This window comes from Brevibacillus sp. NSP2.1 (genome assembly GCF_000470975.2).
Lineage (GTDB): Bacteria > Bacillota > Bacilli > Brevibacillales > Brevibacillaceae > Brevibacillus > Brevibacillus agri.
In genome coordinates this window covers 3176473-3192637 of the sequence record NZ_CP048274.1, presented here as the reverse complement: position 1 = coordinate 3192637, position 16165 = coordinate 3176473, and the positions used below count along the sequence as shown (strand labels likewise).

At 55.9% G+C, this 16165-nt stretch carries 13 protein-coding genes; all 13 read left to right on the top strand.

Going from position 1 to position 16165, the window contains the following annotated elements; all coding sequences use genetic code 11:
- Nucleotides 1-128 precede the first annotated feature (128 nt).
- Nucleotides 129-983 carry a 3-methyl-2-oxobutanoate hydroxymethyltransferase gene (gene panB, locus M655_RS15330; RefSeq protein WP_005831230.1) on the top strand — a complete coding sequence of 285 codons (855 nt, stop codon included), beginning with the start codon at nt 129-131 and terminating at the stop codon, nt 981-983.
- Complete coding sequence (gene panC / locus M655_RS15325; RefSeq protein ID WP_005831229.1) at nt 980-1843, top strand: pantoate--beta-alanine ligase; 864 nt, start codon at nt 980-982, stop codon at nt 1841-1843. Before panB ends, panC begins: the two co-directional genes overlap by 4 nt.
- Before the next feature lie 61 nt (nt 1844-1904).
- Nucleotides 1905-2288, top strand: a complete 384-nt coding sequence (panD, locus tag M655_RS15320) for an aspartate 1-decarboxylase (RefSeq protein WP_007785399.1) — start codon at nt 1905-1907, stop codon at nt 2286-2288.
- Between the two features lie 82 nt (nt 2289-2370).
- A complete protein-coding gene (locus tag M655_RS15315; RefSeq protein WP_026557101.1) occupies nt 2371-3852 on the top strand; it encodes a tetratricopeptide repeat protein in 1482 nt (493 codons plus the stop codon).
- A 92-nt stretch (nt 3853-3944) separates the two neighbouring features.
- Nucleotides 3945-6845, top strand: a complete 2901-nt coding sequence (gene dinG / locus M655_RS15310) for an ATP-dependent DNA helicase DinG (RefSeq protein WP_026557102.1) — start codon at nt 3945-3947, stop codon at nt 6843-6845.
- Between the two features lie 41 nt (nt 6846-6886).
- On the top strand, nt 6887-7777 hold the full coding sequence (locus tag M655_RS15305) for a ComEC/Rec2 family competence protein (protein WP_025843805.1): 891 nt from the start codon (nt 6887-6889) through the stop codon (nt 7775-7777).
- A 14-nt stretch (nt 7778-7791) separates the two neighbouring features.
- On the top strand, nt 7792-8415 hold the full coding sequence (locus M655_RS15300; protein WP_005836584.1) for a redox-sensing transcriptional repressor Rex: 624 nt from the start codon (nt 7792-7794) through the stop codon (nt 8413-8415).
- Nucleotides 8416-8430: 15 nt separating this feature from the next.
- Nucleotides 8431-9735: an amidohydrolase gene (locus M655_RS15295; protein ID WP_005834622.1), complete on the top strand. Its 1305-nt coding sequence runs from the start codon at nt 8431-8433 to the stop codon at nt 9733-9735.
- Nucleotides 9736-10109: 374 nt separating this feature from the next.
- Nucleotides 10110-10805, top strand: coding sequence for a hypothetical protein (locus M655_RS15290; protein ID WP_005834620.1), 696 nt, complete (start codon nt 10110-10112; stop codon nt 10803-10805).
- Between the two features lie 30 nt (nt 10806-10835).
- A complete protein-coding gene (locus tag M655_RS15285) occupies nt 10836-11315 on the top strand; it encodes a cell wall elongation regulator TseB-like domain-containing protein (RefSeq protein ID WP_025843806.1) in 480 nt (159 codons plus the stop codon).
- Between the two features lie 159 nt (nt 11316-11474).
- Nucleotides 11475-12002: a hypothetical protein gene (locus tag M655_RS15280; protein WP_007785387.1), complete on the top strand. Its 528-nt coding sequence runs from the start codon at nt 11475-11477 to the stop codon at nt 12000-12002.
- Nucleotides 11995-13509, top strand: a complete 1515-nt coding sequence (locus tag M655_RS15275; RefSeq protein ID WP_025843807.1) for an AAA family ATPase — start codon at nt 11995-11997, stop codon at nt 13507-13509. Before M655_RS15280 ends, M655_RS15275 begins: the two co-directional genes overlap by 8 nt.
- Nucleotides 13510-13690: 181 nt before the next feature.
- Nucleotides 13691-16123 (top strand): WIAG-tail domain, encoded by a 2433-nt coding sequence (locus M655_RS15270; RefSeq protein ID WP_238500601.1) that lies wholly within the window; start codon nt 13691-13693, stop codon nt 16121-16123.
- The last annotated feature ends 42 nt before the right edge of the window (nt 16124-16165 follow it).

Sequence of the window (16165 nt, the reverse complement as noted above, 5' to 3'; positions counted from 1 at the left end):
AAGGAATCCGTTTATGACAAGACAAGTATGTCTCTTTGGCATGGACAACCTTCTCCGCATTTGAGCGAGAAGGTTTTTTTGTTCCTCTCCATCCACGAAGCCTTGGCGCGAAAGAGGAGAAGACGCAAATGGCAAAACAAGTCACGACTTCCGACATCCGCAAAAAGAAAGAAGCGGGCATCCCGATTTCGATGGTGACAGCCTACGATTTTCCATCTGCGAAGCTGGTGGAAGAAGCAGGCGCGGACATGATCCTGGTTGGCGACTCGCTGGGGATGGTCGTTCTGGGCTACGACTCGACCGTGCCGGTGACGATGGACGACATGCTCCATCATACGAAGGCGGTCACGCGAGCGGCCAAGCGCGCTTTTGTCGTCACGGACATGCCGTTTCTCAGCTACCACGGAACGATTGAGGAAGCGGTGAAAAACGCGGGCAGACTAATGCAGGAGGGACTGGCGAAAGCGGTGAAGCTGGAGGGCGGAAGCGAGCTTGCGCCACTCATTACCCGTCTGGTGCAGGCAGGCATTCCCGTTGTCGGGCACATCGGCCTCACGCCGCAGTCCGTGCATCAGCTTGGCGGCTACAAGGTGCAGGGACGAGATTTGGAGGCGGCGAAAAAATTGCTGGACGACGCCTTGGCGATTCAACAGGCAGGGGCTTTTGCCATCGTGCTGGAATGCGTGCCGGAAGAAGTAGCGAAAATGATCGCCGAGAAACTGGAGATCGCGGTCATCGGCATCGGTGCCGGGGCAGGCTGCGACGGTCAGGTGCTGGTGTTCCACGACCTGGTTGGCTACGCTTCCCAATTGACCCCGAAATTCGTCAAGCGCTACGCGGACATCGGCACGTCCATCCGCGAAGCGGTCGCCGCGTATATTAAAGAAGTCGAGCTTCGGCGTTTCCCTGGACCCGATCACGTTTTCCACGCGTCCGAAGAAACGATCAAGGAGCTGTACGGGGAAGGAGTGACCCAGGCATGATTCAAACGATGCAGCAAATATCCACCATCGAGGAATTGCGCGTTCAAATAAAGGCAGCACGGCTGCAAGGAAAAACGATCGGCTTCGTGCCGACCATGGGCTTTTTGCATGAGGGGCACCTCAGCCTGGTCAAAGCGGCCCGGGAAAAATGCGACCTGGTGGTCATGAGTATTTTTGTCAATCCGCTGCAATTTGGCCCAAACGAAGATTTTGAGCGCTATCCGCGCGATATCGAGCGCGACAGCCAAATGGCGGCGGGGGCGGGAGTCGATCTCTTGTTCACCCCGTCCGTGGAAGAAATGTACCCAAGGCCGATTTTGACGACGGTATCGGTCGCAAATGTCACGACACCACTGTGCGGCGCTTCCCGTCCGGGCCATTTTGACGGGGTATCGACGGTCGTGCTGAAGCTGTTTTCCATCGTCCAGCCTGACTACGCCTTTTTCGGGCAAAAAGACGCCCAGCAGGTGGCTGTCGTCACGCAAATGGTCAACGATTTGTCCGTTCCAGTCGAAGTAATCCCGTGCCCAATCGTCCGGGAAGCGGACGGGCTGGCGATGAGCTCGCGCAACGTCTACTTGTCGGCGGAAGAGCGCGAACAGGCTCTCGTCCTCTCGCAAAGCTTGCGGCAGGCGGCGGCATGGCTGGAAGAAGGGCTGCCGCTGGAACAGATCAAAGCGCGCATCAGACAGATGATCGCAGACAAACCGCTCGCCGAGATCGACTACGTAGAGATTTTGCGCTATCCCGATTTGCAGCCTGTAGAAACCGAACTGCCGGGACAAGCGATTATCGTGGCGCTGGCCGTTCGCTTTGGCAAGACGCGCCTGATTGACAATCTGATTGCCGCGATCCGTTGACCGATAGGGATAGGCGATTAGCGGATACTTATTTTCGAGAACGCCAAAGGAGGAAATGCCTGTGTTTCGCACTATGATGAAGGCGAAAATTCATCGCGCTACCGTGACGGAAGCCAACCTCAACTACGTGGGCAGCATTACGATCGACAAAAATATTTTGGATGCACTGGATATTTTGCCGAACGAAAAAGTGCAAATCGTCAACAACAACAACGGTGCCCGCCTGGAAACGTACGTCATTGAAGGGGCGCCAGGCAGTGGCGTGATTTGCCTGAACGGCGCAGCCGCCCGTCTCGTGCAGGAAGGCGACATCGTCATCATTATCGCCTACGCCATGATGACAGACGAGCAGGCGCGCACGTACAAGCCGCGCGTGGCGATTATGGACGAGCACAACCGGATCAAGGAAATGCTCGGCGAGGAAGTGCACGGGACCATCGTCTAGGCGAGGGCCGCTTGTACGCATAGAGCCACCTGCCTTGTGAGACAATGAAACTACTCATGCCTCACAAGGGGGTGCTTTTCGCGTGAAAATCGAAGACTGGTTTCAGACGCTGCGTACCAAAGCGCAGAGCATCGAAGAGCGGTGGAAGGAAGCCTCGGAACAGGAGCGGCTTCAGCTCGCCGACCAACTGTTTTACTTGCGCCAGGTCAGCGATACGGTCGTAGATCTGTGGCTGCAGTTTGAGGAAAAGTTGTCCAACGCCATCCGCCATATCAAGCAAATGGAAGGGCAGCTTCCGGCCGCAACGCAAGAGGAACAGGCCGAAACGGCCATGGCAAAAGAAGGGGAAGCACTCGTTCAGAAAGAGGCGGGCAAAACGGCTGCAAAAGAAGCGGGCAGTGAGGTCAAACACGGCAAGCTCCCGCAAGAAATGCACGCGTATGAGCCTGTCTTTCGCCGGGGAGAAGGCTTTTACCATTTGCGCATGTTTCAGGACGCCAAAAAATGCTTCGCCCAGCTCGTGCAGGAGTCGCCGGACTGGGAGAGCGGGCGGCTGTACTACGCTTACAGCCTGCTGTTTTGCGACGAGATGGAAACGGCTTTTCGCGAGTTTCGCCTGCTCGCCAAGTCGGCAAGCTCTCCGACCGTCGTCGCCATCAGCTACAATGCGATCGGCTGCATACTCGCCGAGGAAAAGCAGTGGCTGGAGGCGGCGCAAGCCTTCAAAACCTCGCTGGAGGCAAAGCCCGACCAGGAAGAAGCCAGGTACAATCTCGCGCTCTGCTACTTGATGGACGGAGATGCCCAGGAAGCGCTCGATGAAATCGAAGGCTACCTGCAAAAGCACGAGCACGATTGGGAGGCGCAGTTGCTCTGGCTGCGCGCCGCCCATTTGCTGTTTCAGATGGACGAGACGGCTGAGCTTGCCCCGCCTGCCAGCCTGACGTTGCCGAATCGCGAGCTGGACAGCGAGACGCTGCAGGAAATGGCGCATTTGTACGAAGCGGTGGCCAATTATCACCGGGCGCAGATTTGCTATCATTTTTTGACCGAGCGCCTGCCAAAAGAAGGCTGGGTGTGGCACGGACTGGCGTGGAACACCTGGCTGATCGCAGGCAGCGAACGGGGGCTGACCTTGATGAAAAAAGCGATCAGCCTGGCGCCGGGGCAGGACGACTTCGTCTTCAGCTACGGCTGGATGCAGTTGTTTGACGGGAACATCCCCGGCGCCATCCTAGCGTTTCGCCACATGCTGGAAAAAGACAGCGAAAATCGCCTCGGCCAGTCGGGGATGATCTCCGCTTTTGAAAAAGTGGGAGAGACGCGGGAAGCAAAGCGGCTGGCCAAGCAGTTTCTGGACGATTCAGACCCGTATATCCGTTCCCTTGGCTATTTTCATTTAGGCAGACTGGCGATGATCGAGGAAAACTGGCGGCTGGCCGAGCAGTATTTCCAACGGACGCTTCCGCATGCCGACCAGTTCCGCGAAATCCCTATTTACTTGCAATTGTGCGCGAGCAAGCTCGGCGGGCAAGCGGCAGAAAGCGAGCTTGTGCAGCCGTAATTGCAGCCTGGAAGCAGGAATCATTCGCATCGTTGCCGAATGTGAATGAGTGCGGATGACAGGTTCCCGCTCAGGTTACGAGGTGACAACGCTTGAATCGATTACTTGTAGTAGATTTTGAAACGACGGGGAGCCATCCGCGGCAGGGAGACAGCATCATTCAGATCGGCGCTGTGGCCATCGACGACGGCCAGATCACAGAATGCTTCTCGACCCTGATTCATCCCGGACAGGACATCCCCCCTTTTATTACCCAGCTAACGGGAATTACTAACGAGATGGTGGCCGGTGCCCCGACGTTGGAAGAGGTATTTCCTCAATTCTTGCGACTATTGGATGGACGGGTCTTTGTGGCCCATAATGCAAGCTTTGATCTCCAATTTTTACAAGAAGCCCTGCTGAGTCAGGGCTATTATGCGTTTGACGGATACGTGCTCGACACGGTGGAACTGTCCCGCCTGCTGTTGCCGATGCAAAACAGCTACAGGCTCGGGGAGCTGGCGTCAGAGCTGGCCATCGAGCACGACAATCCTCACCAGGCCGACAGTGACGCGCTGGCAACGGCCCAACTTTTTTTGCACTTGCTCGATATTTTGCAGCAATTGCCGCTCGTGACCATTCAACGGCTGCAAATGCTTGTTTCGTCGTTTCGCTCGGACATCCACGTCCTTTTGCGGCAAATGGAGATGGAAAAGCTCACGGAGCTGCCCGAGCTGGGGGCTGAGTCGGCAGAGGAAAACACGCAGTTGTGGGACATTTATCGCCAGCTCGCCATAAAAAAGCGCAAGGAAAAGCTGAAAGCGAGCTTCCAGCGGCCCGAGGGCGATCTGGTCCGGGCAAAAGCATTCGGCGAGCAACTGGAAAAGCTGATGGACGAGCAGGGACAGATACAGGTGAGCATGAGCGGCTTTCAGCGGCGGGAAGCCCAGGAAGCGATGATGCACGCCGTTTTTGACGCGATGCAAGACGGTGTGCACCTGTTGGTGGAGGCAGGGACAGGTACGGGCAAGTCGTTGGCCTACTTGTTGCCAGGCATCATCTGGGCGCACCAGAATCGGGAGCAGTTGGTGGTCAGCACGAACACGATCCAGTTGCAGGAACAGTTGTTCCATAAAGAGATTGCGACCTTGCAGCAATCGCTGCCGTTTTCGTTTACGGCTTCCACGCTGAAGGGCAGGGGCAACTATTTGTGTCTGCGCAAGTTCGAGCAGGCGCTGGAGGAGCCGGTGGAAGGCAGCAGCCAGGAAATGCGGCTGGCAAAAGGGCAACTGCTCACCTGGCTGACGCAGACCGAGACGGGCGACGTGGAGGAGCTGAGCATGCCGCCGAGCGGACAGCTTTTGTGGCAGCAAGTCAAAAGCGACACCAGCTCGTGCCTGAACCGCGCCTGTCCGTGGTTTAGCCGCTGCTACTACTTCCAGGCGAAAGAACGGGCAAAGGAAGCGGATGTCCTCATCGTCAACCACGCCCTGCTCATCAGCGACCTGCAAGCAGAGAACCGGATTTTGCCGCCCTATGAAGTTGCGATTATCGACGAGGCGCATCATTTGGAAGATGCGGCGACCCAGCATTTGGGCAAGCAGTTGACGACGACCCAACTGCTGTTTTTGCTCGACCGGGCTTCCGTAGAGGACGGCGGCGCGATCGCACGCTTCGCAGCGGAGCTGGAAAGCTGGCAGCCTGCAGTCGCACAGGAGCTGTCCGCGCACCTCTCCGAATGCAAGAAGCTGTCTGCTTCCTTGCGGGAGAAGGCCCAGCAGTGGACCCAGTTTTTGTTCGCATGGGCCTCGCAGCGCGCGGAAGAGACGACGGATGCCGGCCGAGAGACAGTGCGCTACCGCGTAGCTTCCTTCACCGGAAAGCATGAGAAAATCCGCAAGGCGACGAAAAAGCTGCTCGATGGCATGACGGCATTTGCTCTCCATCTGGAGCAAATGGTACAAAGCATTCCCCAGGAAGAGAAGCCGCCGTTTTCTATCCGCAGCCTGCAGACCGATCTGCTCGGGCTGGTGAAGGAATGGCAGCAGATGATGGAGCTTTTGCATTTCTTTTTACTCGTGCAAGACGAAGAATACGTCTACTGGATGGAAGTCGAGTCGCGCGCGGCGCGCAAGCAGGTGCATCTGTCTGCGGCCTTGCTGAACGTGGCCGATTCGCTCCAGGAACCGCTGTTTTCGCAAAAGCGCAGCCTGATTATGACTTCGGCCACCTTGACTGTCAAAAACAGCTTTTCTTACGTCATGAGCCGCTTCGGCCTGGACAAACTGCCGGCCGAACGGGTGCGCACGCTGTCGCTGCCTTCTCCGTTCCGCTACGAAGAACAGGGGCTGCTCTTGATCCCGTCCGATTTTCCGGCGCCCGGCAAAGAAAACGATCAGGCGTATCTCGATGCGATTGTCCAGGGCTGTGTCGATATCGTCGTGGCGTCGAAGGGCAGAACGTTGATCCTGTTCACGTCGCACTCGATGCTGCGGCTGGTGTACCAGGCCATGAAGGAGCGGCTGGCCGAGGAGGCAGAGCCGTACACGCTGTTCGGGCACGGCATCGACAGCAACAACCGCAGCAAGCTGGTGCGCCTGTTTCGGACGATGGAGAGAAGCGTGCTCCTTGGGACGAGCAGCTTTTGGGAAGGCGTGGACATCCAGGGCGAGTGGCTGAGCAGTCTGGTCATCGTACGGCTGCCGTTTACGCCGCCGAATCACCCTGTCTACCAGGGACGCGCCGAATCGCTCAAGGCCGAGGGGAAAAACGCGTTTATGTCGCTGTCGCTGCCGCAGGCTGTCATTTTGTTCAAGCAAGGGGTCGGAAGGTTGATCCGTCACCATTTGGACCGCGGCGTCGTGGTCGTGTTCGATACGCGTGTCGTCGAATCGCGCTACGGCCGTTCGTTTTTGCAATCGCTCCCGCCGTTCCAGGTCGAAACCGGCTCCTGGGCGACGCTGCGTGAGCGGATTGCGCCGTTCCTTAGTATGCAATCCTTGTCAGATTCATAAAATGAAGCAATAGTCTAGCAGGGATTTAGGTGATAAAATAAATGTTATGGAAAAAAAAGCGGGCCTGGCTGTTGCTCGTCACGTGTGTGGCTTTGCTGTGCTCGTGCTCGATCGACAACCATTTGCAGGAAGCCGTGAAGGTAGACGACCCGTTTGCTACCGAGCGCGTGGAGGAGTTTACGGGTCTTGTCATTACGTATTGGGCGCTTCCTCATGGCGAAAGCACGCTGGTGCGGATGCCGGGCGGAAAAACGATGCTGATTGATACAGGCAGCGCGGAGGATTGGAGCACGTTGTCCGCGCATCTGTCTGCCGCGAAGGTGACGCGCCTCGACTATCTCGTTTTGACGAACGATCAGCCCGAGTATGCAGGAGGATACCCTTTTTTAAGCCAGCAAATCATCATCGACTCGGTCATTTTGCCCAAGCTGATTTCGCCCTCGATCCGCCAGTTCGTCCCGCTCCACAAGGTTCCAAAGCAGAAAGAGCTGGAGGAAAATCAGGAGCTCATTCTCGATACCGACGTCACGCTGGAGGCTTTGTTGCCGAGCGAACCGCTGTTTTTGTCTCCGCAAAACAATTCGCTCGTCTTTTTGCTCAAGCACGGCCAATTGCGGTTTTTGTTTGCGAGCGGGATCAACGAAAAAGCCGAGGAACGCCTGATTGAGCGCCATCCGGACCAGCTCAAGGCGGAAGTGCTCAAGGTCGGCGACCAGGGGAGCAATCAAGGCACCTCTCAGCCGTTTCTGACGCGGGTCGACCCCCAGATTGCGGTCATCCAGACAGGCAAGGAGCGCAGCGAGGTCGGCCAGTCCGAGGTGCTGGAGCGGTTGGGCGAATCGTGGGCGGAGACGTATGTAACAGGCAGGGACGGCTCGATCGTCATTTTGTCCAATGGGAAAGATTACAGGGTATTCAAGCAAAAGAAATAGGGGGAAGACCGAACGTGGCTAAACACGAAAAGATTTCGGAAGCGGTCGTCCGCCGTTTGCCGATTTATCTGCGTTACCTCAGCTATTTGCAGCAAAACGAGGTGACCACTGTTTCCTCCCAGCAAATGGGCAAAAATTTGGATGTGAATCCAGCCCAAATCCGAAAAGACCTGGCTACCTTCGGCGATTTCGGGAAAAAAGGGATTGGCTACGACGTCAATTACCTGGTGGAAAAAATACGGCAGATTTTGAAGCTGACAGAGGAAGTTCGCGTCGCTCTGGTAGGAGCAGGCCATTTGGGGCATGCGATCAGCAACTACAACGCTTATTTAAAAGATAACATGCGGATTGCGGCCATTTTTGACAACGATCCCGGCAAGCTGGGAAAAGTAGTGGCGGGTATCCCGATCCAGCCCTTGCACGAGCTGGCGGACACGATCGCAGCAAAAGAGATCAAGTTGGCGATCATTACCGTCCCTGCGCCGGCAGCGCAATCCGTATGTGATCTGTTGATTCAAGCGGGTATCAAGGGAATCTTGAATTTTGCTCCTACGACAATTCGCGCGAAAAAAGATGTGCGCATTCACTATGCGGATGTGACATCCAATTTGCAGAGCCTGGCCTATTACTTAACGTAAGAATGGAGTGTAACCATGAAAAAAACTATCCTCATCCACGCAACAGTGATTACGGTAAACGAGCAAAATGAAGTGATCCACGACGGAGCGGTCGCTTTCGAGGGCGACAAGATCACGTATGTAGGACCGACGCCTGAGGATCTTTCCGACGCCGGCTACGATGAAGTCATCGACCAAAAAGGCGACTTCATCCTGCCAGGTCTGATTAACACGCACGGACACGCGGGCATGTCGCTTCTGCGCGGCTATGCCGACGATTTGCCGCTGCAGCAGTGGCTGGAAGAAAAAATGTGGCCGCTGGAAGCGCAATTTACCGCCGATTCCGTCAAATGGGGCACGCAACTGTCGCTGATCGAAATGATCCGCACAGGGACCACTACGTTCGTGGATATGTACGATCACATGGATGAGGTAGCCAAGGCTGTCGAGGCGTCCGGCATGCGCGCTCGCCTGTGCCGCGGCATGATCGGCCTGTGCTCCGAGGAAGAGCGACAAACCAAGCTGCGCGACGCGACTGCGTTTGCCAAAGAATGGCACAACCAGGCAGACGGCCGCATCACCGTCATGATGGCGCCGCATGCGCCGTACACGTGCTCGCCTGCGTTCATTACGCAAATTATCGAAAAAGCGGACGAGCTGTCCTTGCCGCTACACATTCATATGTCCGAAACTGCCTGGGAAGTCGGGCAAAACGAGAAAGACTACGGCCTGCGTCCAGTCGCTCACCTGGAGAAGCTTGGCATGTTCAACCGTCCTACGCTGGTTGCGCACGCCGTACATTTGACGGATGAAGAGATTGACATTTTGGCAAACTATCAAGTGAAAGTTTCCCATAACGTCGTGAGCAACCTGAAACTGGCGAGCGGGGTTGCACCTGTGCCAAAAATGCTGGCAAAAGGCGTGAGCGTCTCGCTTGGCACAGACAGCTCGGCGAGCAACAACAACCTCAACCTGTTTGAAGAACTGAAGCTCGCGGCGATTTTGCACAAAGGTGTAAACAACGACCCGGTTGCGGTGCCAGCCGAGGAAGCGCTGCGCATGGCGACACGCTACGGCGCAGACGGCGTATTCCAGGCGGACACGCTCGGCAGCATCGAGGTAGGCAAGCAGGCTGACCTGATCGTTCTCGACAGCCATCAAGCCCATTTCCACCCGGCGCATGAGCCGATTTCCCATGTCGTCTATGCCGCAAATGGCCGCGACGTCAAAGATACGATTGTTGCGGGCAAATTTTTGATGCGCAACCACAAGCTGCTCACGATTGACGAGGAGCGGGCGATTTACGAAGCGAACCGCGTGTTCCAGCAGTTGAAACGGTAAAAGGCTCCTGTCTGGTGTGGGACAGGAGTAAGGGAGTGTAGGTGTAGGTAGGGGAATATGGGTACTACATGCCGTGCTCATTTTCGCCACAGCTCTGTCAGGGGATGATGGCGAAAATGCAGTGTGGGTGTGTGCGACAGTTGACGCAATGGAGAAGACAATCCAGCCCAGGAGACGCGGTATTCCTGTAGCAAAAACCCAAGTATGTCAGGAGATGCGTTTTGTTGCGGTGACTTCACGCGCTCACCTCCTTGCGGGTGTATAAGTAGTATGACCGCCCGGCCCCGAGCTATGATTAGCAACTTTTCCGTGTCGTTCTAAAACCTTCCCGTATAGCATAGGCTAGAGACAAAAATGGGACAGGGGGGACGGAGATGTACATCCGGCCCAAAAAGCTGTGGTGGCTTTTCCCGATCTTTCTCGGTCTGTTTGGTCTGGGGATGGCGCTCGGTTCTGCAGGTGAATGGATTCATTCGGCTGCCGGGACAGGGGGCGATCAGGTGTCGGCAGCCAAACAGGAGCCGTATTCGGTGCCGCAGTTGCTTGCGCAATTGACACAGGACGAAGAGCGGGCGTTTCTCGTTTACATGCACGACCAGGCATTGAACGGGCGCTATGTACGCGAGACGTTCAGTCTCGACGGGGAAATCGGGGGGCACAAGCTGGCCATCAGCCGTAACCACGAGCAGCCGGTTTCCGTAAGAATAGACGGACAGGTGCAGGATCACGCTGCCTTGCCCTACGCTTTGTTTACGCCGTATGAACATGCGACGCTGTTGAAAAGTGTGCTGCCATCCGTCTCGCCCCAGCCGATTGCGGATACGTCGGGCAGCGACTGGAGCGGCTATCGCCTGGCGGTGCCGCCGGAAAAGGTGACGTCGCTGCTTTCGATGTGGCTCGGACCGTCTTTTCCGATCGCTGACATCACGCCTGAGCTGGCGCGCGGGATCAGCATCGAGTACCAGCTATGGTATGAGCCGGATACAGGCACGCTTCGCCAGTTGGAGCTGGAAATGCAAATCAGGACGGCGGCTGGCGTCAAACAGGACCAGCTTCGCTTCCGTTTGTAATGTCAACCGCATAAAGGAGTTAACGGGAACGTGCTAGTGAGAATCATTGTGGGAGCGATCATCGCGCTTTTGGTGACAGGAGCGGGATTCGCCTATCATCTGACTGCTTCCGTAGCAGGAGAGCGCAACCAGTTCGAGGCGACTGTCCGCGAGTGGGTACAGGCGCGGACGACGATCGCCGAAATCGAGTCGATCGACGAATACCGCGGGACGGAGAGTTACGCGGTCGTCATCGGCAAAAACAACGCCGGTACGCCTGTCGTCGCCTGGATGACTGCGGAAAAAGTAGCGTTTGATCGAATGGATCTCGCTGTGCCGCGCAAAAATGTCGAGGAAGCAGTAAGCAAGGCGTTTCCGCAATCAGAGATAACGCATATCGTCCCCGGACTTGAAAAGGACAAGAAATTTTGGGAAGTCACGGTAAAAGACGCAAACGGCCGCTACCACTACTTGCACTACGATTTGTTCAGTGGGGCTTTGCTCGCTTCTTACGTATTGTCGCCTACATGATCGCTTCATAAAAAGAACGGAGGACAGGTCTTTTCCGCTGAGGAAAAGGCCTGTTTGGCATGCGACCCAACATCTGTATAAAAAATTGATATACCCATGTGATATACTGGTTTTGTTGACAAGAGAGAACAACGAGAACGCGATATGGGGGGAGTAGCAGTGCAGTTGAAAAAAAGTGCGATCGGATTGTCCTTGCTGGCGACACTTGCTCTCCTGTTCGGAGGCTGGTTCTTGTATCAGAAGATAGAGATTGAGGAGCCTATCCGCGCAGAAATCGGTCAGATGCAATCCGCCACCTTGGGCCATTTCCATGTGAGCAAAGACAAAATTCAAATAGATTTGAAAGTAACCAATCCAGAGACGTTTCCGGCGGAGTACCGCAACCTCGTTGCCAAAACGGAAAAGATTGCAGGCAACAAGCAGGTCGCGATCGTAGTCGCGAACCAGTCCGAAGCGATGACAGACATTTGGAAAAGCGGCCAGTTTGTGTTCACGGAAGCGATGGACTTGCACCAATACAGCCGCATCCCTTCTCTGATCGAGGAGTGGAAACAGGCGAACAAGCTGGATGAAGCGTCTGCTTTGATGGATGATGCAAACATTTACGTTTACTTGAAAAAAGGAACGGAAGATTTCTACACGATCATTCCCCGTTCCGAGGCAAAAGAGGTGACGGCACGTGGGTAAAGAGCTGCTGATCGGCGTCGTTCCTGCGGTGTTGGTTTTTCTCGTGTTTCTAGGGGTGAACATTACGCCCTTTGTGCTGTTCGCCGCTGTGCTGGGCGCGATTTACTTCCTCGTCGTTCGCCAGCAAAGCGGACAGGGAGGCAATGTCGCGCTCGGCGGCAAACGAAAGCAGAACAAGCACGAAATTCCGAAGTCGGACGTGCAGTTTGCCGACATCGGCGGTCAGGAGCGGGCCAAAAAAGAGCTGAAGGAATCGCTTGACTTTCTCGTGTACAAAGACAAGATCGAGCAGTACGGCATTCGCCCGATCAAAGGAGTGCTGTTGACCGGGCCTCCCGGTACAGGGAAAACATTGATGGCAAAAGCCGCAGCGAACTACACCAACTCGGCGTTCGTGGCGGCTTCCGGCTCCCAGTTCGTGGAGATGTACGTAGGGGTCGGGGCGCAGCGCGTGCGCGAGCTGTTTAAAGAAGCGAAGACGATGGCGGAGAAAAATGGACAGGACAGCGCGATTATTTTTATCGACGAGATTGATGTCGTCGGGGGAAAACGGGATGGTCAGCAGCAGCGGGAGTACGACCAGACCTTGAACCAGCTTTTGACCGAGATGGACGGGGTGGCGACGAGTGACAAGCCGCGCATTCTGGTCATGGCTGCGACGAACCGCAAAGACATGCTCGATGCAGCGCTGCTTCGACCAGGCCGTTTTGACCGTCACATTACCGTAGATTTGCCTGACAAGCCTGCACGCGAGCAGATTTTGACCATTCATACGGCGAACAAGCCGCTTGGACCAGATGTCGTTTTAGAAAAAGTGGCGCAAGAGACGTTCGGCTTCTCCGGTGCGCAACTGGAAAGCGTCGCGAACGAGGCAGCGATTTACGCTATGCGCGACAAAAGCGACAAGATCATGGCGAAGCATTTTGCCTACGCCGTAGACAAGGTCATGCTCGGCGAAAAAGTCGACCGCCAGGCTTCCGAGGAAGAGAAAAAGCGGGTAGCGCTGCACGAGCTGGGCCACGCGATCGTGAGCGAAGTGGTGCGCCCAGGCTCAGTCTCGCAAGTCACGCTGAGCCCGCGCGGCAAGGCGCTCGGCTACGTCCGGCAAAATCCGATGGAAGACCGCTATCTGTACACCAGAGAAGCGTTGGAAAACCAGATCATGGTCAGTCTGGCCGGAGCGGTTGCAGAAGAAATCTACTACGGCGGACGCAGTACCGGCTCCAAAAACGACTTCGAACAAGCGCTGGGCATGGCGCAGGAAATCGTTTCCAGCGGGATGTCCGACCTCGGGATCGTGCATTTGCAGTACGTCGACAAAAACCGGATTCACGACGAAGTGGATCGGCTGCTCTCCCGTCTGCTGGAGGATACGCGCAGCCTGCTCAGACAGTATGACGCTGTTTTCCAGACAGGTCTGGGCACGCTGATGGAAACGGAAGTCCTGCAAGGCGATGAGTTTAGAGCCCTTTTGTCCCAGACGAGACAGGAAGCGGCTGTGTCGTAATCAGAGCGTGATGCGTTACCAAAAACCTGCCAGCCAACGATTGCCGTTGGTTTGGCAGGTTTTTTGGCATGCGTGGCGAGCGCGCGTGGGGAAACAAATTTCGCGGAGCGGTGCCAAAAGCCTATGGGTTGAATATGTTACACAATGATACGGGAATGACATCAGGAGGCAAGGAGACTCTATGGCGAATGTGAACCGAAAAAAAACGAGCAAAGGTCTGGGAAAAACATTTCGGCAGACGCTGCATGAAATTCCGCTGATGCAAACTTCTTCTACGGTGGAGCGCGACTGGGTGGCTGATCTGGAACTGGAGCTTTCGGAGAGCGAACCTGTCAACAGCGCGAAGCCAAGCGCCCACGCAGCCAAAAGTCCACTGCAACAGCCGCTGCAGAAAATGCCCAAGCAGGGGGCGTCCTCGAATCAGACGACCTTTTCGAAAATTATCAAGGAGCGCAACGACGACAGGGTACAATCGTTTGTCTACACCGACGACTTGACGGATCAGTCTGTCACCACGGAGAAAATCGCCAATCGAGCTGTCGATTCCTCCAAAATCAAACCGGGGACGATTGATACCGCGCTGCTGAAAGATTACGCCGTGGACAGCACCAAGCTTGCGGACAAGAGCGTGACCTCGAACAAAATTGCGCCCGGCGCCGTTTTGGGCGAACATCTGGGGCGCCATGTCATCACGAGCGACAATGTGCAGGACCATTCGATTAGCGGTCAAAAGCTGGTCAACAACAGCATTACTTCCGAGAAGCTCGCTGACAAGACGATTGACTCGATGAAGTTTGCCGAAGCAGCGATCCAGACCAAGCATATCCAGGAGCAGGCGATTACGACAGAGCTGCTCCAGGACCAGTCTGTCACCTCGGATAAAATCAAGATGGGCAGCATTCAGACACGGAACCTCGCCAATTACGTGATTAACTCCGTCAAGCTGGAGGACGGCGCAGTCACGACGGACAAAATTCGCGACGGGGCGGTGACCTCGACCAAGTTGGAGGAAGATGCAGTCGAGTCCCAGCATATTCGCGAAAGGGCTATTTTGCGTCATCATCTGGCGGAGAACAGCGTGGATGGCGACAATATCGCGCTCGGCTGCGTAACGGACCAGCATATCGCCTTTCACGCCATCTACAGCCAGCATCTGCAGTCGGAGGCGGTCACCAGCGACAAAATCAGCCCGTATGCCGTCCTGACCGAGCATCTCGACCATGCGAGCGTCACGTCGGAAAAAGTCGCCAAAGAATCGATTGGCAGCGTACACATTCAGGCTGGCAGCATCCAGACGAGCCACTTGCAGGATGGGCAGGTGACCGCGCGAAAAATCGGGGAGCAGCAGGTCACGACAGGAAAAATCGCTGACAGGGCCGTCACGGTCGATAAATTGGCGAACAGAAGCGTGGGCGACCAGCAGTTGATCGAAGAGAGCGTCAACACGAGGCATTTGGCAGACGGGGCCATCTGCGCGGAAAAAATAGCGCGGCGCTCGATTGAAGAACAGCATTTGACCGATCGCGTCATCGGCAGCAACCATCTGCGGGATTACGCGATTCAAACCCAGCATTTGCACGAGCACGTCGTCACTACCTCGAAGCTTGCGCCGGAGTCCGTCTCGACAGACAAGGTGACCGATCTGAGCATCACCGCCAACAAGCTCGCCGATGCTGCTGTGACTGCCCCCAAACTGGCGAAAGACGCGATCAAGGCGAGGCATCTGGGCAAGGGAGCCGTCACGGGCGAGAAGATCGCGGAAAAAGCGGTGTCGTCCCAGCATCTCGCCAATCAATCCGTGCAGAACGAGCACATCCAGCCGAAAGCGATCTCGAAGGAAAAATTGCAGGAGGGCAGCGTCACCCGCGACAAGCTGGCCGATCACGCTGTCGACGGAAGCAAGCTGGATTTGCATGCGATCACAGGCAAGCATGTAGAAAAGGGCAGCCTGAACGGCGAGCATCTCGCGAAAGGAACGCTGTCTGGCGAACATCTCGCTGCGCAATCCATCGAGGGGCAGCATCTGCAAAAGCACGCTGTCAGCGAGGAAAAGCTGGCCGATCATGCGGTCACGAAAGCGAAAATTGCGCCGCGGGCGATTGCCGAAGAGCACCTTGCCGACAAGTCGATCACGCAGGAAAAGCTCGCTTTTCAAGCCGTAGAGACTCTAGGCCGCATCGGGACGACGTTGCAGCAATTCGGCTTTGTCCCGTTCCGCATCCCGGCGCAGCGCCAGACGGCAGATGTCACCGTGCGCGTGCCGCTACCGTATGCCGATACGCACTATTGCCTGGTGGCGATGACGAATCAGGCAGGAGTGTCGGTTTCGCTGAAGTACACAAAGCGCACGTCGGCCGTACTGACGGTTTTTCGCCATGAGACAGAGCAGGAAGACAGCGGAGTGCTGCAATGGATTGCAGTCGGGGAAAAGGGAGAGCCTGTGCACGATGAGGTTTCTGCCCTGCATCTGCACCGACACGAGGAAAACGTCCTGGAGGATGAGTGGGACGAGAGCGACGACGAAGCCGATGAAGATCACAGCGAAGAAGAAGGGGGCGAACTCGACGGCGAAGCGGCTGGCGACACAGAGGATACAGACGACGTGAACGGCTAGCTTGCAAAACCGGAGGGCAGGGGAGGTCATTGGCGAGCAAGC